The organism is Microvirga pakistanensis (assembly GCF_004458765.1).
Lineage (GTDB): Bacteria > Pseudomonadota > Alphaproteobacteria > Rhizobiales > Beijerinckiaceae > Microvirga > Microvirga pakistanensis.
In genome coordinates this window covers 93,506-119,710 of sequence record NZ_SPJX01000469.1, presented here as the reverse complement: position 1 = coordinate 119,710, position 26,205 = coordinate 93,506, and the positions used below count along the sequence as shown (strand labels likewise).

The 26,205-nt window shown below is 63.4% G+C and carries 14 protein-coding genes; 9 read left to right on the top strand and 5 right to left on the bottom strand.

What is annotated here, in order from left to right; all coding sequences use genetic code 11:
* Window positions 1-61: 61 nt before the first annotated feature.
* Both secG and tpiA read right to left on the bottom strand, forming a co-directional pair.
* Window positions 62-469 carry a preprotein translocase subunit SecG gene (gene secG, locus E4K09_RS20835; protein WP_134499619.1) on the bottom strand — a complete coding sequence of 136 codons (408 nt, stop codon included), beginning with the start codon at window positions 467-469 and terminating at the stop codon, window positions 62-64.
* A gap of 271 nt (window positions 470-740) precedes the next feature.
* Entirely contained in the window at window positions 741-1,508 is a 768-nt protein-coding gene (gene tpiA, locus E4K09_RS20830) for a triose-phosphate isomerase (protein WP_134499618.1), read from the bottom strand.
* A gap of 147 nt (window positions 1,509-1,655) precedes the next feature.
* On the opposite strand from tpiA, the gene E4K09_RS20825 reads away from it, so the two are divergent.
* From E4K09_RS20825 to E4K09_RS20795, 7 genes are all read left to right on the top strand, one after another.
* Window positions 1,656-3,542, top strand: coding sequence for a SurA N-terminal domain-containing protein (locus E4K09_RS20825; protein WP_244610616.1), 1,887 nt, complete (start codon window positions 1,656-1,658; stop codon window positions 3,540-3,542).
* Window positions 3,543-3,563: 21 nt separating this feature from the next.
* Window positions 3,564-5,084, top strand: coding sequence for an anthranilate synthase component I (trpE, locus tag E4K09_RS20820; RefSeq protein ID WP_134499616.1), 1,521 nt, complete (start codon window positions 3,564-3,566; stop codon window positions 5,082-5,084).
* Between the two features lie 61 nt (window positions 5,085-5,145).
* Window positions 5,146-5,763: an anthranilate synthase component II gene (locus tag E4K09_RS20815; RefSeq protein WP_134499615.1), complete on the top strand. Its 618-nt coding sequence runs from the start codon at window positions 5,146-5,148 to the stop codon at window positions 5,761-5,763.
* Between the two features lie 28 nt (window positions 5,764-5,791).
* A complete protein-coding gene (gene trpD, locus E4K09_RS20810; RefSeq protein WP_134499614.1) occupies window positions 5,792-6,805 on the top strand; it encodes an anthranilate phosphoribosyltransferase in 1,014 nt (337 codons plus the stop codon).
* A 9-nt stretch (window positions 6,806-6,814) separates the two neighbouring features.
* Entirely contained in the window at window positions 6,815-7,615 is an 801-nt protein-coding gene (gene trpC, locus E4K09_RS20805; RefSeq protein ID WP_134499613.1) for an indole-3-glycerol phosphate synthase TrpC, read from the top strand.
* Window positions 7,612-8,088 carry a cyclic pyranopterin monophosphate synthase MoaC gene (gene moaC / locus E4K09_RS20800; RefSeq protein ID WP_134499612.1) on the top strand — a complete coding sequence of 159 codons (477 nt, stop codon included), beginning with the start codon at window positions 7,612-7,614 and terminating at the stop codon, window positions 8,086-8,088. Before trpC ends, moaC begins: the two co-directional genes overlap by 4 nt.
* Complete coding sequence (locus tag E4K09_RS20795; RefSeq protein WP_134499611.1) at window positions 8,085-9,344, top strand: molybdopterin molybdotransferase MoeA; 1,260 nt, start codon at window positions 8,085-8,087, stop codon at window positions 9,342-9,344. Before moaC ends, E4K09_RS20795 begins: the two co-directional genes overlap by 4 nt.
* Window positions 9,345-9,811: 467 nt before the next feature.
* Here the strand turns inward: E4K09_RS20795 and E4K09_RS30755 are convergent, their stop codons facing one another.
* Both E4K09_RS30755 and E4K09_RS20785 read right to left on the bottom strand, forming a co-directional pair.
* Window positions 9,812-12,280: a Calx-beta domain-containing protein gene (locus tag E4K09_RS30755; RefSeq protein ID WP_166802424.1), complete on the bottom strand. Its 2,469-nt coding sequence runs from the start codon at window positions 12,278-12,280 to the stop codon at window positions 9,812-9,814.
* Between the two features lie 835 nt (window positions 12,281-13,115).
* A complete protein-coding gene (locus tag E4K09_RS20785) occupies window positions 13,116-20,978 on the bottom strand; it encodes a cadherin domain-containing protein (RefSeq protein ID WP_134499609.1) in 7,863 nt (2,620 codons plus the stop codon).
* Window positions 20,979-21,679: 701 nt separating this feature from the next.
* Here E4K09_RS20785 and lexA point away from each other — a divergent pair.
* Window positions 21,680-22,384, top strand: coding sequence for a transcriptional repressor LexA (gene lexA / locus E4K09_RS20780; protein ID WP_134499608.1), 705 nt, complete (start codon window positions 21,680-21,682; stop codon window positions 22,382-22,384).
* On the opposite strand, the gene E4K09_RS20775 is transcribed toward lexA, so the two are convergent.
* Complete coding sequence (locus tag E4K09_RS20775) at window positions 22,362-24,632, bottom strand: ComEC/Rec2 family competence protein (RefSeq protein WP_134499607.1); 2,271 nt, start codon at window positions 24,630-24,632, stop codon at window positions 22,362-22,364. The two genes, lexA and E4K09_RS20775, sit on opposite strands and share 23 nt — an antisense overlap.
* A 143-nt stretch (window positions 24,633-24,775) precedes the next feature.
* On the opposite strand from E4K09_RS20775, the gene gltX reads away from it, so the two are divergent.
* Window positions 24,776-26,203: a glutamate--tRNA ligase gene (gene gltX / locus E4K09_RS20770; protein WP_134499606.1), complete on the top strand. Its 1,428-nt coding sequence runs from the start codon at window positions 24,776-24,778 to the stop codon at window positions 26,201-26,203.
* Window positions 26,204-26,205: the final 2 nt, after the last annotated feature.

The following is a 26,205-nucleotide window of genomic DNA, read 5'->3' as shown; positions in this document are numbered from 1 at the left end:
CCTGCCGCTCCGGAACCATCCACAAAAGAAGAGGGCCGGAGTTCCGGCCCTGCTGCTTGGCTTACTGCTGAGGCGCTGCGGGCGCCGGCGCGTTGGGCGCTGGAGCCGGGTTCGCCGGCTGCTCGCCCTGGAGGCGTTGCAGCTGCTCGAGCACGCTGCCGCCCTGCGGCGCCGCGGGGGCCTGCTGACCTGCGGGGGCCGCCGGAGCCGCGCCGTCGAGAATCGAACGCGGACCACGGCCGGAAGTGGCCATGACGGTCAGCGCGATGCTCGTCACGAAGAACAGACCGGCCAGGATTGCCGTGGCGCGCGTGAGCGCGTTGGCCTGACCGCGACCGGTCATGAAGCCGGAGACCCCGCCTCCGCCGCCGCCGAGCCCCATGCCGCCGCCCTCGGAGCGCTGCAGGAGAACCACGCCGATCAGGGCGAGCACGATGATCAGGTGGACAATGATGAGAACTGTTTGCATCGTTCCAAAAACCTCAAGCGGCTGCGCTTGAAATGCGTCAGCCGCTCGCAATCCGTTCGTTGCGGCGGCCTGTAGCACAGGTGGGAGCAGGATCAAAGACCCGCAAGGCTGCTTTTGTTGAAGTGCCCCACGCTCCTTGGCCCGTTCCGTCATCCCTGGGCTCTGCCCGGGGATCCACGTCTTCGCGGCGTTGCGTTCCCTCAAGAGGGAGGTGGAAGATATGGATGGCCGGAACAGGTCCGGACATGACGAAGAACATATTGTTAGGGTGTCAGCCCAGGTAAGCGCCTGCAATCGCCAGGAAATCGGCGGCCACGAGGCTCGCGCCGCCCACGAGGGCGCCGTTGACGTTCTGGACCGCCATGAGCTCGGCCGCGTTCGAGGGTTTCACCGAACCGCCGTAGAGGATGCGTACCCTCGTATGGTCGGCCTTGCCCACGAGGCGCTTCAGCTCCTCGCGGATGGCGGCGTGCACCTCGGCCACGTCGGCGGCCGTCGGAGTGAGGCCCGTGCCGATCGCCCAGACGGGCTCATAGGCGACCACGAGATTGTCGCTGCTGGAATCGGCCGGAATCGAGCCGCGCAGCTGCCTGCGCACCACTGACAGTGTCTTGCCCGCCTCCCGCTCCTCCCGGGTCTCGCCCACGCAGACGATCGCCGTCAGCCCTGCCCGATGGGCCGCGACGGCCTTCGCGCAGACATCCGCATCCTTCTCGCGGTGATACTGGCGGCGCTCCGAATGGCCCACGATCACATAGGCCGCACCGGCATCGGCGAGCATCTCGGCCGAGAGGTCGCCGGTAAAGGCGCCCGATTCCTTGGCGTGGCAATCCTGGCCGCCGATTCCCACGCGGGAGCCGACGCATGCCACGGCAAAGCTGTGCACAAGGGTCGCCGGTGGGCAGACGAGAAGCTCGACCTTGCCCTTGAGGCCAGGGGTATAGCCGACCTGAATCTCGCTCAGGACCTCGAGGGAGGACTTGAGACCGTTCATCTTCCAGTTACCCGCCACCAGCGGGCGCGGCCATTCGACGCTCATTCATGGACTCCTGTCAGGCTTGGAAACTTGGCAGTAGCAGAGCCTTTAGGCTTCTTTCAACCGGACTTGCCCTTTTCGCCGGACGTTTGATGGGCTATCGGCCTTTTAAACGAGTTTTTTGAGAACGGGTTCACGATGCTTCGGAACATGCGCAAGGCTGGGCAGACCCTGGTCGGCAAAATCATCGCCACCGTCTTCTTCGGCGCCCTGATCGTCAGCTTCGCCATCTGGGGCATTGGCGACATCTTCCGCGCAAGCCCTGCCTCGACGGTCGCGGAGGTCGGAGACACCACCATCTCCATCAACCAGGTGCGCAACGCCTACACCAACCAGCTCCAGCAGCTCAGCCGCCAGTTCCGCACGGTGATCACCCCCGAACAGGCCCGCCTGTTCGGCCTCGATCAGCAGGTGCTGAACTCGCTCGTCACCGAGGCCGTCCTGGCCGAGGAGGCGAAGCGCCTCGGATTGTCCGTGTCCGACGAGCTCGTGGCTCGCTCCATCGTGGAGAACCCGGCCTTCAAGGGGGCCGACGGCCAGTTCAACCGCGCCCTGTTCGATCAGGCGCTGCGCAACGCGGGCCTGTCCGAGCCCGGCTTCGTACAGGAGCAGCGCGCTTCCATGACCCGCGCCCACCTGGCGGACGCCGTGGCCGGCGAGGTGACCGTTCCGGCCGCCGCCAGGGAGGCCCTTCACCGGTTCACCGCCGAGCGCCGCACAGCGTCCTATGTGGTGCTGGACGCCGCCCTGGCGGGCGAGATCCCCGCCCCGACCGCGGAGCAGCTCCAGAGCTTCTACGAGGAGCGCAAGGGCAGCTTCCGAGCCCCGGAATATCGCGCCGTCAACGTGATGGCGCTGGACGCCGCCGCCATTGCCAAGCCCGGGGACGTATCGGAGGCCGATGCGCGCCAGTCCTACGAGCAGCGGAAGGCGAGTTACGGCCAGCCCGAGCGCCGCACGATCCAGCAGATTCCCTTCACGTCCATGGATGACGCACAGGCCGCCTCCGCCAAGATCAAGGAGGGCACGGCCTTCGAAGCCGTTGCGGCCGAGCGGGGCGTCGCCGCCTCGGGCCTCGAACTCGGCACCTTCGCGAAGTCCGAGATGCTCGACCCGGCCGTCGCCGACGCGGCGTTTGGCCTCCCCGAGGGCGGCGTGAGCGATCCGATCCAGGGCCGCTTCGGCCCGGTCCTCCTGCGCGTCACCCGGATCCAGCCCGAATCCGTGCGCCCCTTCGAGGAGGTGGCGGCCGAGATCCGCGAAGCCCTCGCCCGCGAGCGCGCGCAAAGCCAGATCGAGCAGATTCACGACGAAATCGAGGATCTGCGCGCAGGCGCCAAGCCCCTCGCGGACATCGCCAAGGAGAAGGGCCTGGCGCTCGCGCAGGTCCCGGCCATGGATGCCCAGGGACTCGACAAGGCCGGAAATCCCGTGAACGCGCCCGATCGCGAGGCCGTCGCGAAGGCGGCTTTCGCCTCGGATATCGGCGTCGACAACGAGGCGCTGCGCACGGGTTCCGGCTATGTCTGGTACGACGTGACGGGTATCGAACCCTCGCGCGAGAAGCCCCTCGACGAGGTCCGCGATCAGGTGACGGCGCAATGGCGCGAGGACCAGGTTGCCCAGCGTCTCGCCGAGAAAGCCCGCCAGATGACTGAACGCCTCGACAAGGGCGAAGCCATCGAAACGGTGGCGCAGGAGGCGAATGCGCCGGTGAAGTCCGCCACCGACCTCGCCCGCAACACGGCCAAGGACGATCTCTCGGCGGAAGCCGTGAACCGCATCTTCGCAACCCCGGTCGGCAAGGCCGGGAATGCCGCGAACGCTGCGGGTTCCCGTGCCGTCTACAAGGTTACGGCAGCCACCGTCCCGCCCATGGTCACGACGACCCAGGAAGCGCAGAATCTCGAGAACCAGTTGCGCAACGGCATCAGCGACGACCTGATCAACCAGTACATCGCCCAGGCCCGCCAGGATCTCGGTGTTACGGTCAACGCGCAGGCTCTGCAGCAAGCAACAGGCAGCGGCGAACTCTGATCCATGAGCATCTTCTGACCCATGAGCATCGCGCCCGATTTCGAGACTTTCGCGGAGGCCTACGGGGACGGTGAGGCAGGTGTCCTGCGCGCCACCCTCGTCGGCGACCTCCTCACGCCCGTCGCAGCCTTCATCAAGCTGCGTCACCATCGGAAAGGCTCTGCCTTCCTGCTGGAATCCGTCGAAGGCGGCGCCACCCGCGGGCGCTTCTCGATGATTGGCCTCGACCCGGATCTCGTATGGCAATGCCGGGACGGCGTGGCCTCCATCGACCGCCATGCGCTCACTCGGGACAGGCAGTTCGTCACGGACGAGCGCCCTCCCCTGGAGAGCCTGCGCGCGCTCATCAAGGAAAGCGCACTGCCCCTCTCCGACGACCTTCCGCCCATGGCGGCAGGCCTCTTCGGCTATCTGGGCTACGACATGGTGCGCCAGATGGAGCGTCTGCCGAACCCCAATACGGATGTGCTCGCGGTTCCGGACGCCATCCTCATCCGGCCGACCGTGATGGTGGTGTTCGACGCGGTCAAGGATGAGATCTCCCTCGTGACGCCTGTGCGCCCGCAATCCGGGGTCCCGGCAAGGGCGGCCTACGAGGCCGCCGTGTCCCGCCTCGACGCGGTGACGCAGGCCCTCGATATGCCGCTTCCCATCGATGATCGCAGCGACCCCACAACCATCCACTTCGATCCACCGGTGTCGAACACGACGCCGGAAGAGTTCGAGGATATGGTTGCCAAGGCGAAGGAATACATCCGCGCCGGCGACATCTTCCAGGTGGTGCTGTCGCAGCGCTTCGAGGCCGCTTTCCCCCTCCCCGCCTTCGCGCTCTACCGCTCGCTGAGGCGGGTCAATCCGGCTCCGTTCCTCTGCTATCTCGACTTCGAGGAATTCCAAATCGTGTGCTCGTCACCGGAGATCCTGGTGCGGGCGCGCGACGGCAAGGTCACGATCCGTCCGATCGCCGGCACCCGCCCGCGCGGCAAGACGGCGGCCGAGGATCGAGCCCATGCGGAGAGCCTGCTCGCCGATCCGAAGGAGCGCGCCGAGCACCTCATGCTGCTCGATCTCGGCCGCAACGATGTGGGGCGCGTGGCGGAGATGGGCACCGTGCAGGTCACGGATTCCTTCTTCCTCGAATATTACAGCCAGGTGATGCACATCGTCTCGAACGTGGAAGGCCGCCTGGACCCGTCGTTCGACGCCCTCGATGCCCTCGTGGCCGGTTTTCCCGCGGGTACCGTTTCCGGTGCGCCGAAAGTGCGCGCCATGCAGATCATCGACGAGCTGGAGAAGGACAAGCGCGGACCTTATGCCGGCTGCATCGGCTATTTCGGCGCCAACGGCGAGATGGATACCTGCATCGTGCTGCGCACCGCCGTGGTGAAGGACGGGCGCATGGCCGTTCAGGCGGGTGCCGGCATCGTCTACGATTCCGATCCCGCCTCGGAGCAGCAGGAATGCATCAACAAGGCAAAGGCCTTGTTCCGGGCGGCGGAAGAGGCCGTGCGATTCGCAAGTCAGGCAAGGATCGGCCAATGACCGTCGCAGCGGCAACGCCTCCCTTGACCGGACCCGCCGCATACGCGAACGTCGGTGCGCCATGACCCGTGTTCTCGTCATCGACAACTACGACAGTTTCACCTGGAACCTGGTGCATCTGCTCGCCCCCCTCGCGACCTCCGTGGACGTCGTGCGCAACGACGCCCTGACCACGGACGAAGTGCTGGCCTCGCGGCCCGACGCCATCGTGCTTTCGCCCGGGCCCTGCACCCCCAACGAGGCGGGCATCTGCCTCGATCTGGTGAGGCGCGCCTCGCCTGAGATCCCCACCTTCGGCGTGTGCCTCGGCCTTCAGGCCATCGGCCAGGTGTTCGGAGGAACGGTCTCCCGGGCGCCGCTGCCGATGCACGGCAAGGTCTCCGAGGTGGAGCACCGCGGCGAAGCCGTGTTTCGAGGCATCAACGGCCCCTTCAAAGCGACCCGCTATCACTCCCTGATCGTGGATCGGGAAACCTGCCCGGACGAACTCGCCGTCACGGCCGAGACGGCCGACGGCCTCGTCATGGGTCTGTCGCACCGTTCGCTGCCTATCCATGGCGTGCAGTTCCACCCCGAGAGCATCCTGTCCGAGCATGGGGTGACGATCATGCGCAACTTCTTCGATCTAGCGGCCGATTGGAACGCCAGACCTCGCCCGAACGGCGCGAGTGCCGGCTGAAACCGCCGCTGAACAAGGCATTGACCCTATGGAATCCTTCAAATCCTATCTCGCTAAAGCCGCAACCGGCGCCGTTCTGACCCGGGACGAGGCGCGATGGGCGTTTGATGATCTCCTCTCCGGCGAGGTGACTCCGGCGCAGGCCGGCGCGTTCCTGATGGCGTTGCGCGTTCGCGGCGAATCCCTCGACGAGATCGTCGGAGCGGTCACGGCGATGCGCGGACGCATGCTGCCGGTGCAGGCTCCCGAGAATGCCATCGATATCGTCGGGACGGGCGGTGATCATTCCGGCAGCTACAACATCTCGACGCTCGCCTCGATCATCGTCGCATCCTGTGGCGTGCCGGTCGCCAAGCACGGCAACCGCGCGGCATCGTCGAAATCGGGCACGGCCGACGTGCTGTCCGCGCTCGGGGTGAAGCTGGGTCTCGATCCGGACGGGCTGGAGCGCTGCCTGAAACAAGCAGGACTCTGCTTCATGTTCGCCCAGACGCATCATGCCGCGATGCGCCATGTGGCTCCCGTGCGTGTCGAGCTCGGCACACGGACGATCTTCAATCTTCTCGGGCCCCTCGCCAATCCCGCGGGTGCAAGGAACCAGCTTCTCGGCGTGTTCTCGGAGGTCTGGCTGGAGCCCCTCACCCATGTTCTGAAGGAGCTCGGCTCCCGGCGTGTCTGGACGGTTCACGGATCCGACGGTCTCGACGAGATGACGACGACGGGCCCCACCTTCGTGGCGGCGCTCGAAAACGGCGCGGTGCGCCGCTTCACGGTCACCCCGGAAGAGGTCGGCCTTCCGGTCTCGCGACCGGAAGACCTCAAGGGTGGCGATCCCGCGCACAACGCGAGTGCCCTCCGGGCCGTGCTCGAGGGCGCGCGCAACGGCTATCGCGACGTGGCCCTGCTCAATGCTGCGGCCGCCCTCGTGATCGCCGACGCGGCCGCCAACCTGCGCGACGGTGTCGAGCGCGCCTCGCAGGCTCTCGACAGCGGCGCGGCCAAGGGCACGCTGGAACGCCTCGTCAAAGTCTCGAATGCGTGAGGCCGACCGATGACCGACGTGCTCAGCAGAATCGAAGCCTATAAGCGTCAGGAGATCGCGGCTGCGAAAGCGGCCGTTCCTCCGGAGGAGATGAAGCGTCTTGCGCGGCAAGCCCCTCCTCCGCGCGGATTCGCGAAGGCCATCGAGCTGCACCTTTCCGAGAATCGTCCCGCGCTGATCGCCGAGGTCAAGAAGGCGAGCCCGTCCAAGGGTCTCATCCGCGCCGATTTTGATCCGCCGAGCCTCGCCCGGGCCTATGCGGAGGGCGGCGCGACCTGCCTCTCCGTGCTCACCGACGAGCCCTCGTTTCAGGGCCGGCCGGAATACCTGAACCAGGCCCGAGAGGCCTCAGGCCTGCCTGCGTTGCGCAAGGATTTCCTGTTCGAGCCCTATCAGGTCTACGAGGCGCGCGCCTGGGGAGCGGATTGCATTCTCGTCATCATGGCGAGCGTCTCGGACGACGAGGCCCGCGCGCTCATCGACACCGCGCACGATCTCGGCATGGACGTGCTGGTCGAGGTGCATGACCGCGCGGAGCTGGAGCGCGCCATTCCGCTCGACACGAGGCTGATCGGCATCAACAATCGGAACCTGCGCACCTTCGAGGTCTCGCTCGCGGTGAGCGAGGAGCTTGCTCCGTCGATCCCCTCCGACCGCATCATCGTGGGCGAGAGCGGCATCTTCACGCTCGCGGACATCGAGCGTCTCGAGAAGGTCGACATCCGCACGTTTCTGGTCGGCGAGAGCCTGATGCGTCAGGCTGATGTCGCGGCGGCGACCCGGCGTCTCCTGTTCGGCGAGGCGGCATGACCAAGCTCACGCATCTCGACGCGAGCGGCGAGGCCAACATGGTCGATGTCTCCGGGAAGGACATCACCAGCCGGACTGCCATCGCCGAGGGATGCGTGGTCATGCAGCCGGAGACACTCGACCTGATCCGCCACGGGGACGCCAAGAAAGGCGACGTGCTCGGGACCGCCAGGCTCGCAGGCATCATGGCCTCGAAGCGCACCCATGAGCTCATCCCGCTCTGCCATCCGCTTCTCCTGTCCAAGGTGAAGGTGGATTGCGCCCTGGATGACGCCCTCCCGGGCGTGCGCGTGAGCGCGGAGGTGAAGGTCTCCGGTCAGACCGGGGTCGAGATGGAAGCGCTCACGGCCGTCTCGGTCGCGTGCCTGACGATCTACGACATGGTCAAAGCCGCCGACAAAGGCATGCGGATCGAGAACATCCGCCTTCGCATGAAAAGCGGAGGACGCTCAGGAACATACGAGGCGTCATGATGAGCCTGATCCCGGTCGAAGATGCTCTGTCCCGTGTGCTGGCAAGTGTCGAGCGGCCGGTGCCCACCGAGCACGTGCCCCTGTCTGCCTGTGCCGGACGCGTGCTGGCCGACGACGTGAGCGCGCTTCGCGACCAGCCGCCTTTCCCGGCCTCCGCCATGGACGGCTATGCCATGCGCAGCGCCGATGCGGCACAGGTCCCCGCGACGCTCCAGGTGATCGGCGCGAGCGCTGCGGGGCAGCGCTTTCCCGGCACGGTGGGGCCCCAACAGGCCGTACGCATCTTCACGGGCGCGCCCCTGCCCGACGGCGCCGACACTGTCGTGATCCAGGAGGACACCGATGCTTCCGGCGACCGGGTGACCGTGAACGAAAGTCCGCGCCACGGCCAGCACATCCGGCAAAGCGGACTCGACTTCGCGGCCGGCGACGTGCTGCTGCAGGCGGGGCTCAGCCTCGATGCCCGCCATATCGCCCTCGCGGCTGCCATGGGTCATGGAACGCTCCCCGTACGCCGCAAGCCCCGTGTTGCCATTCTGGCCACAGGCGACGAGCTGGTGCGGGCGGGTGAATCCGCCGGTCCCGATCAGATCACCGCATCGAGCCTTCCCGCCACCATCGTCATGGTGGAGAAGGCCGGAGCGGAGGCCATCGATCTCGGCATCGCCTGCGATACGCTCGAATCCCTGGAAGAGCGGATTCAGGCGGCCCGCGACACCGACGCGGACATTCTCGTGACGCTCGGCGGTGCTTCCGTGGGCGAGCACGACCTTGTGCAGAATGCGCTGGGGCGTCAGGGGATGGAACTCGGCTTCTGGCGCGTCGCCCTGCGCCCGGGCAAGCCGCTGATGCATGGGCGGCTCGACGGGATGCTCCTGCTCGGCCTTCCGGGCAATCCGGTTTCATCGCTCGTCTGCGCCGTCCTTTTTCTCGTTCCGGCTATTCGCGCCCTGCTCGGAGATGCTCGACCGGACGCGGATCCGGCGGAGGACGCTGTTCTCGGCGCGGACCTGCCCGCCAACGGCCCGAGGCAGGATTACATGCGCGCTTCCCTCGCCTGCGAGGAATTCGAGATCGCTCTCTCGCAAGGGGTCAGCCGCATGCTGCTGCCGGTAGCCATGCCGCACATGATCCAGGATTCGTCCATGCTGAGCATCCTCGAACGCTCGCAGGCCTTGCTCGTCAGGCCACCGCACGCGCCCGCGGCTCAGGCCGGCGAGCCCTGCCGGATCATCCGGCTGGAGCGGTTCTGTTGAATCTATGAACCTATAGTCGGCCGAGGAGCGAAGCCGACAAAGAAACACCTCCGCTTCGAAACGTACAAGAGGGGATCCGTGGGCGGTTTCGCGAACCGCCGGAGGCTCTGTTCAGACCGTTGCCGATCTCCCCTGGCAGCAGGGAAAGCCATAGTCCTTCTGCCCCTGCCCTCACACAACCAGGATGCCTCCCATTGCTCAAGATGTTTTGACCGCATCCCCGGGGTTGCTGATGAGCATTCCTGTTGCGGGTCGCGGTCTGCACCCTACGAATTTTAACCTCGGCAGCAGTATGGCCGACCCGCTGGCCAGCTGCGGCATGTATCTCCGTCCTGGCTGACAACGCACAGGAGTAATCTCGCCGACAGGATCCTTCGTGATCGCTAAGAGCTGTTTCCACTTACATGGAAACAGCTCTCGTCCGGCTCTCCGCGTTTCGAGCGGCGAGCCGGGTCCACTGGAAATACTTAGATGACGAAGAAGTCCTTGTAGGTTATCCCGGGCTTCGTCGAGAGGGTCGCGAACTGCACCGCCGCCCCCCGGCCGCTGCCGTCGGCATCGTAGAAAAGCGCTCCCGTCTTCTTGTTGTAGATGATGTAGTCGTCCTTATCGCCAGCCTTGCCGCTGTCGGTGAAGAACTTGCTGCTGAGCTGCTTCGGCTTCGTCACCGTGCCCGCGCCCAGCTTCTTGAAGATCGCGTTGTCCAGGTAGATGCTGTCGTCCTTGGGCTTGAAGTCCTTGATCCCGTCGCGGTTGCTCCGGCTGTTCGGCTTTGTGTTGAACACGAAGATGTCCTTGCCATGGTTGCCGTAGAGCGTGTCGATGCCGGCTCCGCCATAGAGCCAGTCGTTGTGGTTGCCGCCCGTCAGCCGGTCGGTGCCGGCCCCGCCCATGAGGGTGTCGTTGCCGTCGCCGCCGCTCAGGCGGTCGTTGCCCGCATTGGCCAGGATCCGGTCGTGGCCGACCGTGCCGGCGGCGGTCTCGCTGGCCCAGTCGGACACCTGGATCGTGACGTCCTGCAGGAACGAGAGATCGGTGTCGCCGTTCTCGACCGTGACCTTGAGCCTGAGCCCGTGGCTGCGGGCCTGCTCGTAGTCGAGCTTGAACCCGTCGGCCACCTCGATGGAGCGGCCGTCGGCGCCGATCTTGAAGCGGCCGTCGGTGTTGGCCACGCTGCCGTCCGCCAGCACGATCTGGTACGAGAAGGCTTTGTCTTCTGCATCCTTGGCCGTGAGGGTGCCGACCGGGGCGCCGGCTGCCGAGAGCTCCCGGATCGGCGCGGCGGTGAGCGCAGCCTTGCCCACAAGCGTCTTCACCTGAACCTCCTCGACCACAAGCTGACGTCCCAGCGCGCCGTCGGTGACGGTAATGTTGAAGTCCGTTTCCCGGATGGTGCCCGGCCCTCCGTCGACAGGCGATGCGTCGAACTTGATGACGTCCATCATCACCTCCAGCGCCGGGGCCAGACCAGTGAAGGTGTATTCCCAATACTCGGGCTGGCCGTTCTCCGCTACTAAGGTTTTAGTCACGTTGTCGAGGCCCGGAGGCAGGATCAAATCGCCATGGCTCTTCAGGAACTTTACCTTCAGAGTCAGGGTGTCATGCTCATCATCGAAGAGGTTGAGCCCCTGTAGCGGACGGACATCAGGCCCCGTATCGACGATCTTGGTCACGTCGTCGCCGTTCGGGATCGTCACGACCGGCGCATGGTTGCCGAGGATCTCGGTGACGACATCGATCGCTTCGTTTGTGACCGCATTGTTGGTCCCGGGATCACCATCATCCAAGGTGATCTCGAAATTCGTCGTCACCGGCGTATCGGACGCCATGGCTCGGTTGAAGGGGTTGAACTTCAGGTTGCTGAGCTGAAGCTCCAGGCTCTCCTTGTTTCCCGTGAAGGTGTATTTGATCTGCCCGCCACCGCGAGTGATGACGGCGCTCCCATAATTCTCAAGCACACCATGCAAGTCATTGAAAGCGATGGTAAGAGTGAGCGTACCATTTCCGGTAATCACAATACCATCGAAGGCCGGGACACTCGGACCTGAATCCGTGGCATCGAAGGTCGTAGCCCCCTCCACCGTGAGACCGAGGGTCTGGCCGGAGGGCGGCTGATCGTCGTTGGTGATCACGCCGGTGGCCGTGTTGTTGGTGCCGACCGTCGCGTTGGTGCTGCCGGTCTGGTTCAGCGTCACCGTGAAGTTCTCGGTCGGCTCGACCGTGCCGTCGCCGTGCACCGTCACCACGATCTGAACCTCGTCTTCCCCGGCCGGGAATTGAACCGTTCCGCTCGGGAAGGTGCCGCCGAAGTCCGCCGCGTTCGCCGGGTTGGTGCCCGCGCCCGCCACCGACCACGCCACGATCGAAGACTGCGACAGGTCGCCGGTGCGCGTCAGCGTATAGGTATACGTCACCGTCGTGCCCGTGCCGCCTTCGTCATGCGTCACGCTCGGGTTCGCCGTCGAGAACTGCACCACCGGAACCGGTGCCGGGTCGTCGTTGGTGATCGTGCCGGTGGCCGTGTTGTTGGTGCCGATCGTGGCGTTGCCGCCCGTCGCCGGGCTCAGCGTCACCGAGAAGTTCTCGGTCGGCTCGAAGTTCGCATCATGGCGCACCCGCACCGTGATCGTAGTCGTCGCCGCCCCGTCCGCAAACACCGCCGTGCCCGTCAGCACCTCGAAATCCGCCGCGTTCGCCGGGTTGGTGCCCGTGCCCGCCACCGTCCAGGTCACCGTCGAGGGGCCGTTGGTGGTGTCGCGCGTCAGCGTGTAGGTGAAGTCCGTGAACCCGGTCCCGCTGCCCTCGGCCAGGGTCACGCTCGGGTTCGCCGTCGAGAACTGCACCACCGGGGTTTGGGTCTGCTGCACGATATCGACACGATAGGCCCGCTGGAACTGCAATGTATTGTTGCCGACATCATATGCGACAATCGTCAAGTCCTTGAATGCTCCATCCGCCGCCGTGATCGAGTCATTCGTGGTCACTTGGCCGGTGGTGTCATGGATGGAGAACTTCCCATCTTGGAGAACCAGTTGGCCATTAACCAAGAATGCATATTTGTTGTTTTTAAAGGTTGTCAGAAGATCGGGGTCATCCCAGGTCGATTTGACGACGTTTGCACCGGCGCCTGTCGACCCTGCCGTGATCGTCTGCGCATTAGTGAAATTAATCGCTCTCACCGCTTCGTTCACGTTTACGATGTTAAGCGCATAGCTTGCAGCATATTCCGCAAGAGGCGTGTAGCCGGGCTCAAACGAGACATTGAAGTTAACGAGATTCCTCCAGAGATTCTGTGGGCCATTCCTATCTTCGGCATTGAAATACGTGGACATAGGAACCTGAGGGTCCGGCTGCACCAGATAGAGGACCCAACCATTGTGGCCTGCATCCCACCTGATGGCGTAACGTCCAGAATCGTTGCCGGGGGATCCCGGCTCGGTATTCGGCATGAATATTGCTTTGGTAGCATCTTCCCCGGGCTGGAAGCCGCTAATCTTGCCAATCACAAGGCCTGCCGTGGGATTTTCATCGAAGTTCAGTGCGGCATCATCTGCCCCTGGCCGGGTCGATACTCCCGGGATCGGGTCGATTGTAAGATTATAGAATAACGGCATAGGAACACTCCATTGCGCGATGATCAGGCTAGGCTATCGCAAGCAGGATGAGCCTAAGGCTTTGATCTCTTGCGTCGTTGTAACGTTATAGAGAGGATTGGATCTTGTCCAGTCGGCAAAATAGGCCAGGATATTTCATGTCCCGGCCCTTGTGGTGTTAGATTACGAGGAAATCCGATTTGTTCAGACTGACTTGATTGGCGAAGATTGCGATCATCGCTGCTTCTGCCGCTCCTGAACCATCCTCATCATAGTAAAGGGTCCCCGTTTCGGCGTCGTAGATGATCCGATGGGAGTCCAAGGTCGCCGCGGATCCGACCACAAACACCTCATCCGTCAGCTCGCCGCCCTCAAGGCCCCACAGCTGGAAGTTATCGGCACCAAGATGAGTCTTGTCCTCCCCAGCAGCGAAATCCTGGATCATGTCGAACTCGCCGTTGATCGGGTCCGTGTTGAACACGAAGGCATCCTGGCCTTCTCCGCCCGTCAGATCGTCGAAGCCGTAGCCGCCGTATATGACATCGTTGCCGTTTCCGGCATCGAATATGTCGTCTCCTGCACCTCCCTTGAGGGTTTCCCCCACCGGTCTGCCCGAGCCATTCTCGTTCAGCCAGTCTCGCACCACGATACTCATTTCCTTCTGGAAAGCTCCGGAAGCGTCCGACACTTGGATCACAAACTGGTGCGAGCGAGCCGCCTCGAAATCGATCTTGGTACCATCAAGTACCTTCAACTCGTTGCCCACGATGATGAACCGGCCGTCAGCATCCTGATCCGACAGGATGGGATTGCCTGCGCCATCCGTGCCCAGCACGAACTTGAACGAGTACGGTCCTGACGAGCCATCTGGATCCACTGGAGCAAGCGAGCCGATAGTTGCCCCGTTGAATGCCCACTCGCGAACCCAATTGTTGGAGATCGTGAGATCCGTTGGTGGAAGGTTACCCTCTTCTTCGTCATCCTCGACCACGATGGTGAAGATCTCCCGGGTGGTGCCGTCGCGGCCATCGGAGACCTCCACCTCGACCCGGTAGCCCCTGATTCCGTTGCCGAGGTCATCCGCGGTCTCGTAATCGAGGCCGGACGGCGAGACGATCTGGAGCTGGTTGTCCACGATCTTGAACAGGCCTCTTGGATCAGTCGTGCCGCCATTCGCAGCGAACCTAAAGGTCAGATCGTCGCCATTGCGGTCATAAGCGGTCAAGGTGCCCGAGAAGCTCGTGTTCTCGTCAATGACCACCTGCGTGGCATTCTCGAGACGCAGGTTCTGCGGGGGATCGTTAACCTCCGGGTCCTGGTTCTGGACCTCGATGGTGAAGGTCTCCGTGCGGGACTGCGAACCAGGGCCGCCGTTCCGGTCCCGGACCGTCACCACGACGTTGAAGACGTTGCCCGCATCGTCCTCGTAATCGACGTAGGCATTCTCCTTCAGGCGCAGCACCCACTGCGTCCCGGACGGAACGATTTCGAACTTGCCGCTGGGGTCCTGCAATTCGAAGGTGAGTTCGCCCGCAGGGCCATCGTCCACCGCGCCGAGAACCCCGATCACGGTGCCGCCAAGGCTGTTCTCCATAATCGTGTTGTTCGACAGGGTGATGTCCCTCGGCGCCTCGTTCACGTTGTTCTTGACCCGCACCGTGATGGTATCACGCCTCACGCCGCCCATGTCATCTGCCACCTGGAACGTCAACTCGAAATCTCTGTCATAGGCGATTGGCGGCAGGCGATCCGTATTGATCCGCAGCTCACCAGTGGTCTGGTCCATCGAGAACGCGCCGTTATGGGTGGTGAGCAGCGCATAAGAGATCGGGTCGTCGTTCGGATCCATGGCATCGACGTCGCCGATCAGTACGGAACCAGCGTTCTCGTTCACCAGGATCTTGCCGGCCTCGTTTCCTTCAGTGCCCATCGTGCCGGAGCCTTCCGCCGACACGTTCGTGATCACCGGCGCCTCGTTCGGCAGGTCTCTGACACGCACGACGAGTTGATGCACGGTCATACCGCCATTGTTGTCCGATACCCGAACCTCGATCGGAAAATCTCTGGTTTGCAAGATCCGTCCCAGCAACGCCGTGTTGACGCTGACCGTGCCCTCCGCATCAATCGAGAACGCGCCGTTGTAGGTATTCGCCAGCGCATATTCGATTGGATCGCCGTCGCCATCCTCCGCGTCGACATCGAAGATCGTAGCAATGCCGACATTCTCGTCGACCACGATCAGGCCCCCCTCTTCCCTGCCCAAGCCCACCGCCGACACGTCCGTGATCCTCGGGGCGCGGTTCCCATTGCCATGACTCGTCACCACGCGGACGGCATTTCGATAGATGGTGCCGCTGTGGTAGTCGTCCCACAGCATGACGTTGAACTGCGTCGTCACGGACCCTTGACTGGCCGAGTCGTTTCTCGGATCGAAGGTCACATGGTCCAGGAAATCTTCCAAGTTCGCCGCGGAACCAGTGAACTGGAACGACCGGAGGCCATTGTCCGTCCCATTGTCGGTCACGATGACGTTGCCGCCGCTCGGAAGGCCCAAGGTGCCATCGTCGTCCCTGAAGGAGATCACCAGTGTGATCTGGTTCCCCTCGGCGTCGCCGAGATCCAGGCCCACGAAAGGATTCACCGCAGGACCGTTGTCAAACGCGTTGAACGACGACTGGCCGTCCAGGACCGTCAAGGTCGGAGCCTGGTTTCCAGGTGTGGCATTGACCGTCACCACGAGCGGATTGGAGGACAATCCGTCATCATCGGTGACCCGGATGGTGAAGCCCGTGCTGCGAGGAGGCGCACCTTCCATCTGATCCGCCGGATTGAACTGCAGCGCCCGGATGGCATCGTTCACCTGCTGCATGGTGCCTGTGACGGTATAGATGCCATGCTGCGGATTGTAGGTGTAGTCGACCCAAGGGATGAAGTTGAGCAGCTCGCCGCTGCTGGGATCGTCGAGAGTGATCCTCACCGTGACCGTGCCGGTCGCAGGATCGGTATCCTCGTCGAAGACGGAGAGATGCTGGAACGGCGAAGGGAGATCCGTGTCCAGGACATCCCACACGGTCCGTCCGCCCGCGTCGATGTTGATGACCGGAGCATCATCCTCGTTTGTGATGTAGATCCTGACGGTCTGCGGCTCAGACGTGAGGCCGCCTGCGGTCGCAGTGACCCGGAGATCGTACCAACGCTGGCCGCCTTCAATGCCATCGGAACCCGGGGCGTTCTCGTAGTCCAGCGGACCGTCGGTTATGACGTACCAAAGGCCATTAACTTGCCCGATCCGGAACGGAACGTTCGTATCGACGAGGTCGAAGCGGGTGATCGGTTCGCCATCAGGATCGATGGCGTCCAGATTGGCAATCTCCCAGCCGGCCTCGGTATTCTCGGGGACCGGATCGCCGTGGAGCCGAATGTTGCCTGGAGCCCGATCGGCTTCGTTGTTGATGGTGACGGTGAAGTCGAGGGTGTCGGTCAGATGGACGCCTTGGGCACCGTTCTTGTCCTTCACCGTCAGGGTGAGCGCGAAGGTCCGGTTATTCACGACTCCCAGCTTGGTCGAGTCGGCCACCACGATCTTCAGGTTCGACGGGTCGGTCGCATCCACACGGAAAGCGCCTTCCATGCCCGGCGGATAACCCGTGAGCGTGTACACGAACTGCTCGTTCGCATCCTGATCCGCCACCGCGAAGGTCGCGAGCACGGCGCCGTTGTTGGCGAGTTCCCCGATTGACACCGTGGCGTTGTCCGTCGACAGGACCGGAGCCTCGTTCACGTCGTTGATGTAGACCTTGATGTCTACAGGCTGCGAAGCCGCCCCTTCGATGTCCCTCGAGACGATCTTGAGAAGATAGTACCTGTTGCCGTTCCCGTCGTCGGTTGCGCTCTCGTAGTCGAGGCCGTTCAGATTGGTCAGCACGAGCGCGCCCGAACCATCCGGATTGGTGGACAGGGTGAACTTGTCACGCAATGCCTGGGGGACGCTGTCGTGGAACGCGTAGGCAATTTCATGCCCCTCCGGATCGTAGGAGTCGGAGAACACGGCAATGGTCTGTCCGTTCGTGTTCTCCTCGACCGGGCCACCGATCTCCCAACTCGGCGCGTTGGGCGCCTCGTTCACGTTGTCCACATTGACCGTGAGCATCCGCTCGAAGGTGGCGCCCGCTCCATCCGTCACCAAAACCTTGACCTGGTGCGACTGCTTGGTTTCGTAATCCAGGCCTGCGCGCAGCCGTAGTTCATTACCGTTGGCTATCTCGAACTTGCTGTCCAGATCCTCCGTGATCTTGTAGGTGAAGGTATCGACGGCATCCTGATCGGTAGCCTTCAGCGTGCCGATCACCCAGCCTCCCGGCTTGTCCTCGGCGACCGAGCTTTTCGACAACATGATGTCGGTCGGAGCATCGTTGGCGTTGGTGACGTTGATGGTCAGCTCCTGAACGGCGCTATAAAACTCGGAGTCCTTGACGCGAACGTAGATCTTGTATTGTCCGTTCACGGAGTTCTCGTAATCGAGAGGCTTGCCCGACGCGAGAGTAACAAGGCCCGTGTTCGGGTTGATGACGAAAAGACCGTTCGCACTGGCGGCGCCCGTAGCGCCGCCTCGAGCAGGATCGAACTCCCAAGTAAAAGAGGTCGTTCCATCAGGATCAATGGCCTTCAGCTGAGCGGAGAAAGCCGTATTTTCCTTAACCGCCGGCAGGCTCTTCGAGTCATTGCTCCACGTGGGCGCGTTCGGCGCATCGTTGGCATTGTCCACGTTGACCGTGAACACTTGCTCGTAGGTGCCGCCCGCACTGTCCGTCACCTTGACCGTGACCTGGTGCGACTGCTTGGTTTCGTAGTCCAGGCCCGCGCGCAGCCGCAGCTCGTTGCCGTTGACGATCACGAACTTGCTGTCCGGATCGTTCACGATCGTATAGGCCAGCCTGTCGCTGCCGTCCTGGTCGTAGGCGCTCAATGTTCCGACCAGGTCTCCCGCAATCTTATGTTCGCCGATCCTGTTGTTCGACAGGGCAAGGCTCGACGGAGCATGGTTGGGTTCGGGATTCAGGTCGTTCACGTTGATCGTGAATTGCCTCTCGGTGCTTGCTCCCAGGTTATCCGTCACCTTGACCTTGACCTCGTGGAACCGCTTGGTCTCATAGTCCAAGGTCGCGCCCTGGCGCAGCCGCAGTTCGCCCGTGTTCTCGTTGATCACGAACTTGCTGTCCGGATCGTTCACTATCGAATACTTGAGAGTACTGCCGGCATCTTGGTCGGTGGCGCTTACCGTGCCGATCAGCGTTCCCTGTACGCTGTTCTCGTCGATCTTGCTGTTCGACAGTGCAAGGTCCCTCGGCGCTTCGTTGATGTCGTTGATGTAGACCTTGAGCGTGGTGACACCCGACTCGAGGCCGCCTTGACCATTTTCCCTGGCGCGAACCTGGACGGAGAAGTATTTTCTGTTTCCGTCAAGCAACAGCCCGGGGTCGGTCTCGAAGTCCACTGGATTAAGTAACCTGAGCTGGTTGCCGTTAACGACCGCAAATTTATCGGCATGGGTCAGAACGTCGTAGACTAAAGGCCCCGGTCCTCCTTCGGGGTTCTCCGAGTGCAGGGTGGCGACCACGTTGACCATGTTCTCATCGCTCTGGAGCGGCGAACCTGGCTGCACCGTTACCGTTCCCGGTGCATGGTTGAGGACGAAGCCGTCGGCGAGTTTGTAGTTTTCTATGTTGGCCAGCTTACGGGCATCGTAATAGTTGACGTTAATATAGGCTGTATCAATGCCGCCCGCTGTCCCATTGAACTCTCTGGTGTCATCCGTGATGTCATAGACATAATAGGTGTCGTCGCCATCTCCGCCTTCCATGGTATCGCCCCGGCCATCAACGCCAACCGAGCCTTTGAGCGTGTCATTTCCTCTGTGACCGGTCAGATAGTTGGCAAGTTGAGTGTTGCCGGTCAGCGCGATTCCGTTCGTGGTCTCGATCGTGCCGTGCTCAATAAAGACATCCAGCACATGGGACTTAATGTCGTTGCCCCAGATATGGACCGTGTCCACCCCCTCGTCTTCATCGGCGACAATGCGGTCACCGACATTGTCGACCCAGTAATGGTCGTTGCCGCGATTTTCCCTCATGAGGTCGGCGCCGGTGCCGCCGTCCACCGTATCGTCGCCATAGCTGCCTATGAGAGTGTCGTTTCCATCCAGCCCCTCGAGCCGATCGTTGCCGTCGTAGCCGACCAGGACGTTGTTGTCCGTGCTGCCGACGAGGGTATCGTTATGGCCGGTCCCCGCAGCATCACGAATTTCGAAGAGCTGATCGAGAGAACGACCGTTGTTGATGTATTTTTCAACCCAGCTTGTGCCCAGATTTAGACTGATGGGTCCGGACAGGCGCTGGTAGTCGACAACATTGGCATCGGCACCGCCATAGATGGAATCGTTGCCGCTGGAGCCGAAGAAGACGTCGTAACCCGCGCCTCCATAGAGGGTATCGTTCACCTCGCTGCCGTGGAGTTCATCGTTACCGCCGCCGGCATCGAAATAGGCTCCGATAAAGGCGGAGCCGTAGAGGGTGTCGTTGCCGTTGCCTGTATAAACAGCAGCAGTACCGTTGATGGTATCCGTATACTGACCATTCCTGATCTGGCCAATTCTCAAATCGACCGTGCGGGCGTAGCCTGGATCGATATAGGGAACGCCCCCGACATCGATGTCCCTGTAATAGAGGACCGAACCGATGGCGTTGAAATAATTATTGCCGTCTCCTCCGATCAGGGTGTCCCCATAACCACCGATCAGGGTATCGTTTCCGTCGCCTCCGTAAAGGATATCTGTTCCTTCATTGAAGGGTCCGCCCGTGAGAGAGTCGTTGCCGCGCCCGCCGATGAGAGTATCGTTCCCCTCTCCGCCCTCGAGCGTATCGTGGCCGGCAGCCGCCTGCATGATGTCGTTGCCTCTTCCTCCCAGCCAAGTCCAGTTTGTTGGGGTGTGCGCCGACTCGTCCGCGTAGAATTGATCGTTGGATTTCGTTCCGATGATCTTCTCGAATGTGGCAGCGTCTACATCATCCTGATTGCCGGTGGGGGTGCTATCCCGTATATGCCACGCGGCCACTTGCACGGTGGTGCCGCCATCAGTCCTGAATAGGCGCGACATATCGGAGAAATTAACCAAAATACTTCCGACAGACGCGAAGTCATAATCAAGCGTATCGAATTCGCTCCCGCCGATTAGACGATCGGGCCCGTTCCCGCCAAAAATCGTATCATTGCCTGCTCCGCCGTCGATCGTGTCGCCGATTGAATTGTTCCCGCCCCGGATAAAATCATCGCCGCCGTTACCATTGATGACATAAATGCTGTTGTTGCCATTCGACCACATATCGATTGTTTCACTGGAGCCATCACCGTTTATGATAACAGGCAGAGCATTTGCCTGAATTTCACCACCCTCAGTGAACGTTCCGGCGGAACTCGTGTCCAAAGCCGCAGGCTCCGAAGACGCGGCAAAGTTGTTCGCGGCGACGGGATCGGAGCTTCCTGCATCGGCCCTAGGCAGGGAAGAACTCGCATCCGAGACATCGAAGGAAACGGCTTTGAAGGTTCCGGTAAGGGCAATGCGCGCGAGCGCATCTGCCGCAAGTTCGAGCGCGGACCTGGAAGGATCCGCCTTCTCAACCGTGACGGCCGGCGTCACGGCCTTGCTGTGAATATCCAGCGCCCGCGCCTTCAGGATCGGCGCGCCTTTCTTGGCGTCCGAGGTCCAGGCGACCACGATGCGGCCGTCGTCCGACTGGGCTGCGCCGGAATAGGCAACGAAACGGCCTTTTTCCTCCGCGATGAGGAAAGGCGCGTGCCCCGGCTTGGCGATGCCGTCAGCACCGGTGATCTGCCCGACGAACTGATGGACGGTCCTCCCGGACTCGCTCTTGCGAGCGTGCTTCAGGACCGCGAGGAACGAACCGTCGCCCAAAGGCAGCAGTTCTGAACCGGATGCCACCTGGAGGAGAGGCTTGAGGTCGTTCGCAGCAATCGGCTTCGTCATGGCTTTCCCCTTATACGCGCCACTGTAAGATCATAACGTATCATAGGACGCTGGCTTGGGTTCCGCAACGATGTATCAACCATACGGTAAATCGGAGACAGTATCCTGGCCAGTAAAGTGCCGGGATAATCTACCTTCGGTTGTATATAGATACAGAAACGGGGCGAGACTCACGCTCCCGTTGTGTCTTCCTTCAAAGCCGCGCATTCGTCCAATGGGCTGTGTCAGGCGCAGTCCTTAGGCGAAAAATCCTTGTGTCGCTTGGCCTCCAGCCTCATCCTGGGGCCATGGGTACGGCCAAGTTCGAGCCAACGCCCCTGCTCCTCCCTACGTGAGTAAACAAATATGCAAGATATCTTTGCATGAGTGCAATGAAGGCTGATCCTGTGCACTCAGGGGATGCTGGCGGCATAAGAAAGAAGCCCTACAGCGTAGTTCCAGCCCACGCGCAGGATCCGCACCGGAGCCCAGGATCAACCACAAGGAGAGATGCGGGTGAGCGCTCGCACAGCTGCCACAATCCCGCCTACGCTCGGTCGCACAGAACGGCGGCCGCGCCTGCCTCCGGCAAGACAAATCGATCATACCCTGCCGTGAACCAGTGACCTTGAGCATGGACTTGCAGAACACAGCGGGAACAGCTAACCTGTTCCTGCTTTGTTTTCCAGAATCGCTCCGCCAGGGAGCAGTAAGGGTCTGTCATGCTCACGCGCAAGCAGCACGAATTGCTCCGCTTCATCCAGGAGCGGCTGCGTGAAACCGGGGTTCCGCCATCGTTCGACGAGATGAAGGACGCACTCGATCTCAAGTCGAAATCCGGCATCCACCGCCTCATCACGGCGCTTGAGGAGCGCGGCTTCATCCGCCGCCTGCCCAACCGCGCCCGTGCCCTCGAGGTGATCCGCCTGCCCGAATCCGTCGGCGCAGCCGCGGGCCAGCGCCGCTTCACGCCCAGTGTGGTCGAGGGCGGGCTCACGGAGAAGAAGCCCACGCCGCAGCCTGTGGCCGAGGAGCGTTATCGCGACAGCGCCTCGATCCCGGTCATGGGCCGGATCGCCGCCGGTACGCCGATCTCCGCGATCCAGAACCGCAGCCATTCCATCACCCTGTCGGGCGATTTCCTCACTCAGGGCGATCACTTCGCCCTGGAGGTGCGCGGCGACTCCATGGTGGAGGCTGGCATTCTCGATGGCGACCTCGTGGTGATCCGCCGGCAGGACACGGCGAATACGGGCGACATCATCGTGGCCTTGATCGACGACGAGGAAGCAACCCTCAAGCGCTTCCGCCGGCGCGGCTCATCCATCGCGCTGGAAGCCGCCAACCAGGCCTACGAGACGCGCGTGCTCGGCCCCGACCGGGTCAAGATCCAGGGCAAGCTCGTCAGTCTGGTTCGCCGCTACTGATCTCCTCTCCGGGCCAATCCCGGTCCAGGGCGGGCTGCGCCGCGTGCAGCCTGTCCCGAGCGGGAGAAGCCGATGCTTGTGTCGAGCCTGCCCAGGGCACGACCTCCCGTCCCCTCCTCACCGACCGGATCTCGGCAACGTCTGTTCCGAGCCGAATGGCCGTGGCGCCCCGCGCATCGAGCGCATCGCGGTCGAGCACCACGGGCGCTCCGCAGGACGCGGGCGCATCGAGCCGCGTGATGACGATGGCCGCGCGGCGGCAATCTTCCGCGAAGGCTGCGAACTCCTGGACGAAGGCGACGGCGCGCTGCGCCCCGGTGTCCACCACGCAACCGAGCCTGTCGCATTGTGTGTCCCGCCGGAGCGTCGCGTCCCCGGCGCTGCGTCCGTCCCCGTCGGCCCGCAGCCATTGCTCGGCGACGAAGCCGGATGGCTTTCCGACAAGCGTGAGGTCTCCGCGTGCATTGCGGATCGCGGCTCCGGCGCCGTCGCGGTCGATGTAGATGTCGGGGCGCTGCGGTGTCGCGGCTAGGGCCAGCCCTGCTCCGACGGGAACGAGCGCGAGCCATCGCAGGTGCGAGGCCGGGATCGTCAGGACGAGGAGGCCCACACTCAACAAAGCCAATGCGCCGATGCTCAAGGCAGGCACGGTGACGGTCGAGCCGCTGAAGGCACCGACCCAGGTCGACACATCGAGCACCTGCGCGACGGCAAGCCCCATCAGCTTCCAGATCGGTCCGTCGAGACCGAAGGGGTAAGCCAGCACGCCGAGAACGGCGGCAGGCATCACCACGAGCGACACGAGCGGCAGGGTGAGCGCATTGCCGACGAGGCCATAGGGATTGAGACTCTGGAAGTGGTAGGCCGAGAAAGGCGCCGTGGCGAGGCTCGCCACGAGAGTGGTGGTGATGATGGCGCAAACCGAGCGCAGGGTCCAGGCGAATGCCTTCTCGATCAAGGTTCGCTGCGCGACCTCGGTCGTGTGCCACTGCATGAGCGGCACGAGCGCCATCATGGCCGCCACCGCACCGAACGACATCTGGAAGCTCGGTCCCAGCAACGCCTCCGGCTCGCGGGCGAGAACCACGAGGGCGGCGACGGAGAGATTGCGCATGCTGAGCGCCGGACGGTCCGCCAGCACCGCGCCGAACATCACGAGCGTCATCACGAGCGAACGTTCTGTGGCCACGTCCGAACCGGAGAAAACGCAATACGCCGTCGCTCCGGCCATCGCTACGACGGCGGCGATCTTTTTCACGGGCCAGAGCAGCGCGAGCCCGGGATTGAGCGCGAGCAGCGCGCGAACGAGCCAGAAGAACGTGCCCGCCGCCAGTACCATGTGCAGGCCCGAGATGGAGACGATGTGATAGATGCCCGCAGCGCGCAGCACGTCGTTGGTGGGCTCGCCGATGAGCCCTCGCTTTCCGGTCACGAGGGCTGCGCCGACACCGCCGGCCGCACCGCCGATGGAAGATGCGATGCGGTGGGTGAGCGCGTTGCGAGCCTCGTCCACGCGGGCGGCAAGCCGCAACGACCAGTCGGGTGGGGCCGGCGGCTCCACCTGGCGCACCGCGCCCGTAAAGGAGCCGACGGCCCCGATCCCCTTGTAATAGGCGTCGCGCGCGAAATCGTACCCGCCGGGCCACGCCGGCTGCGGCGGCGGCAGCAGGCGCGCGGTGCCGGCGATGTACTGTCCCGCGGAAAGGGCGTTGCCGTTGCGGATCGACACGCGCACGAGCCGTGGGCGCTCCGCTTCGGCGACGCCCTGCAGCGAGGAGACGCGCAAGAGAACCCGCCTGCCCTGCTCCCGGTCCTCCACCGCCTCGACGAAGCCGGCGACCGGCGCGATCACCATGCGCGACAGCACGGGGGCGGCGATGCTGCGCGTGCGGACCACGCCTGCCGTGAAGCCGGCGAAGGCAGCCGCGAGGCCGACGCAGACGGACAGGGCAAGCAGGTTGTGGCGCACCCTCACGGCGCAACCCGCACAAAGCACCAATGCGCCGAGCGGGGCCCAGAGGGCCGGTCTCTCCGCCTGGAAGAACAGGAGCACCCCGGATCCGAAGCAGACCGCGAGCCAGGGGAAGAGCCGCCGCTGATCGATCTCGCGGGCAAGGCATCGCCGCAGCCCATCGGACCAGCCCAGAGCACCCCAGTCCAGCGCCAGGCTGGATGGACGGGGCAGCGCAACGGCCCGCGCGAGGCTGCGCGGGATCGGGCCGGGCTCTCCTTTGTTGTCTTGCGTCATGGGCTTTGGCTTAACGCGGGGTCGGTTGCATGCTAGACGAGCCCGCGCTCCGGCCCAAACCACCCTGTGGATGAGCCGGACGACCGCGAGCCTGCCGCCAAGGCCGCGCGACCCTTTAGGAATTTCAAGTAAGGTTCCCTGCGATGTCCGTTGTCACCCGCTTCGCTCCCTCGCCCACCGGCTTCCTGCATATCGGCGGGGGACGCACGGCCCTGTTCAACTGGCTCTTTGCCAAGCGGCATGGAGGGAAGATGCTGCTGCGCATCGAGGACACGGACCGGGAACGGTCGACGGACGCCGCCATCGAGGCGATCCTGGACGGCCTGAAATGGCTCGGCCTCGATTGGGATGGCGACGTGGTCTACCAGTTCTCCCGCGCCGCCCGCCACCGGGAGGTGGCGGAGACCCTGCTGGCCCAGGGACGCGCCTATTACTGCTATGCGACCCAGCAGGAACTCGAGGAGATGCGGGAGGCCGCCCGCAAGGAGGGACGTCCGTCCCGCTATGACGGCCGCTGGCGCGACCGCGATCCGTCCGAGGCCCCGGAAGGTGTGAAGCCCGTCATCCGCCTCAAAGCGCCGACCGAGGGCGAGACGGTCGTCGAGGACGAGGTTCAGGGCCGGGTGGTCTGGCAGAACAAGGATCTCGACGACCTCGTGCTGCTGCGCTCGGACGGCACGCCGACCTATATGCTCGCCGTGGTGGTGGACGACCACGACATGGGCGTCACGCACGTGATCCGCGGCGACGACCACCTGACCAATGCCGCCCGCCAGACGCAGATCTATCAAGCCATGGGCTGGGACGTCCCAAAGATGGCGCATATCCCGCTCATTCACGGGCCGGACGGAGCCAAGCTGTCGAAGCGCCACGGCGCGCTCGGGGTCGAGGCCTATCGCAGCATGGGCTACCTGCCCGTCGCCTTGCGCAACTACCTCGTGCGTCTCGGCTGGAGCCATGGCGACCAGGAGATCTTTTCGACCGAGGAGATGATCCAGGCCTTTGACCTCAAGAACATCGGCCGGTCTCCCGCGCGCTTCGATTTCGCGAAGCTCGAGAATCTCAACGGGCATTACATGCGCCTGTCGGACGACGACACCCTGCTGCGGGCCATCGAAGCCATCCTGCCGGAGATCGGCGCCGAGCGGGGCCTCGCCTCCACGTTCTCACCCGAGCTCCGGCAAAAGCTGCTGGCGGCCATGCCTGGGCTCAAGGAGCGCGCCAAGAACCTCGTGGAGCTTGTGGACAGCGCCTATTACCTCTACGCCCAGCGGCCGCTGAAGCTGGACGAGAAGGCGACGGGCCTCCTCGCCGACGGGCGGGCGCGCCTTGCCGGGATTGTCGAGAAGCTCGAGACCGTCGCGGAGTGGAACTCCCAGAGCGTGGAGGCCGTCGTGCGCGAGCATGCGGACGCCATCGGCGTGAAGCTCGGACATGTGGCCCAGCCCCTGCGTGCGGCCCTGACGGGTCGCGCAACCTCTCCTGGCCTCTTCGACGTGATGACGGTGCTCGGCAAGGATGAAACCCTGTCGCGTCTCCAGGACCAATTGAGCGGTGCGCCTGCTGCATAGCA

What these genes read in the sequence shown, in the direction of transcription:
- tpiA (WP_134499618.1), bottom strand. Translation starts at nt 1,508, where the DNA reads ATGAGCGTCGAATGGCCGCGCCCGCTGGTGGCGGGTAACTGGAAGATG.
- trpE (WP_134499616.1), top strand. Translation starts at nt 3,564, where the DNA reads ATGAGCATCGCGCCCGATTTCGAGACTTTCGCGGAGGCCTACGGGGAC.
- E4K09_RS20825 (WP_244610616.1), top strand. Translation starts at nt 1,656, where the DNA reads ATGCGCAAGGCTGGGCAGACCCTGGTCGGCAAAATCATCGCCACCGTC.
- E4K09_RS20795 (WP_134499611.1), top strand. Translation starts at nt 8,085, where the DNA reads ATGATGAGCCTGATCCCGGTCGAAGATGCTCTGTCCCGTGTGCTGGCA.
- lexA (WP_134499608.1), top strand. Translation starts at nt 21,680, where the DNA reads ATGCTCACGCGCAAGCAGCACGAATTGCTCCGCTTCATCCAGGAGCGG.
- trpC (WP_134499613.1), top strand. Translation starts at nt 6,815, where the DNA reads ATGACCGACGTGCTCAGCAGAATCGAAGCCTATAAGCGTCAGGAGATC.
- E4K09_RS20815 (WP_134499615.1), top strand. Translation starts at nt 5,146, where the DNA reads ATGACCCGTGTTCTCGTCATCGACAACTACGACAGTTTCACCTGGAAC.
- secG (WP_134499619.1), bottom strand. Translation starts at nt 469, where the DNA reads ATGCAAACAGTTCTCATCATTGTCCACCTGATCATCGTGCTCGCCCTG.
- E4K09_RS20785 (WP_134499609.1), bottom strand. Translation starts at nt 20,978, where the DNA reads ATGACGAAGCCGATTGCTGCGAACGACCTCAAGCCTCTCCTCCAGGTG.
- moaC (WP_134499612.1), top strand. Translation starts at nt 7,612, where the DNA reads ATGACCAAGCTCACGCATCTCGACGCGAGCGGCGAGGCCAACATGGTC.
- E4K09_RS20775 (WP_134499607.1), bottom strand. Translation starts at nt 24,632, where the DNA reads ATGACGCAAGACAACAAAGGAGAGCCCGGCCCGATCCCGCGCAGCCTC.
- gltX (WP_134499606.1), top strand. Translation starts at nt 24,776, where the DNA reads ATGTCCGTTGTCACCCGCTTCGCTCCCTCGCCCACCGGCTTCCTGCAT.
- trpD (WP_134499614.1), top strand. Translation starts at nt 5,792, where the DNA reads ATGGAATCCTTCAAATCCTATCTCGCTAAAGCCGCAACCGGCGCCGTT.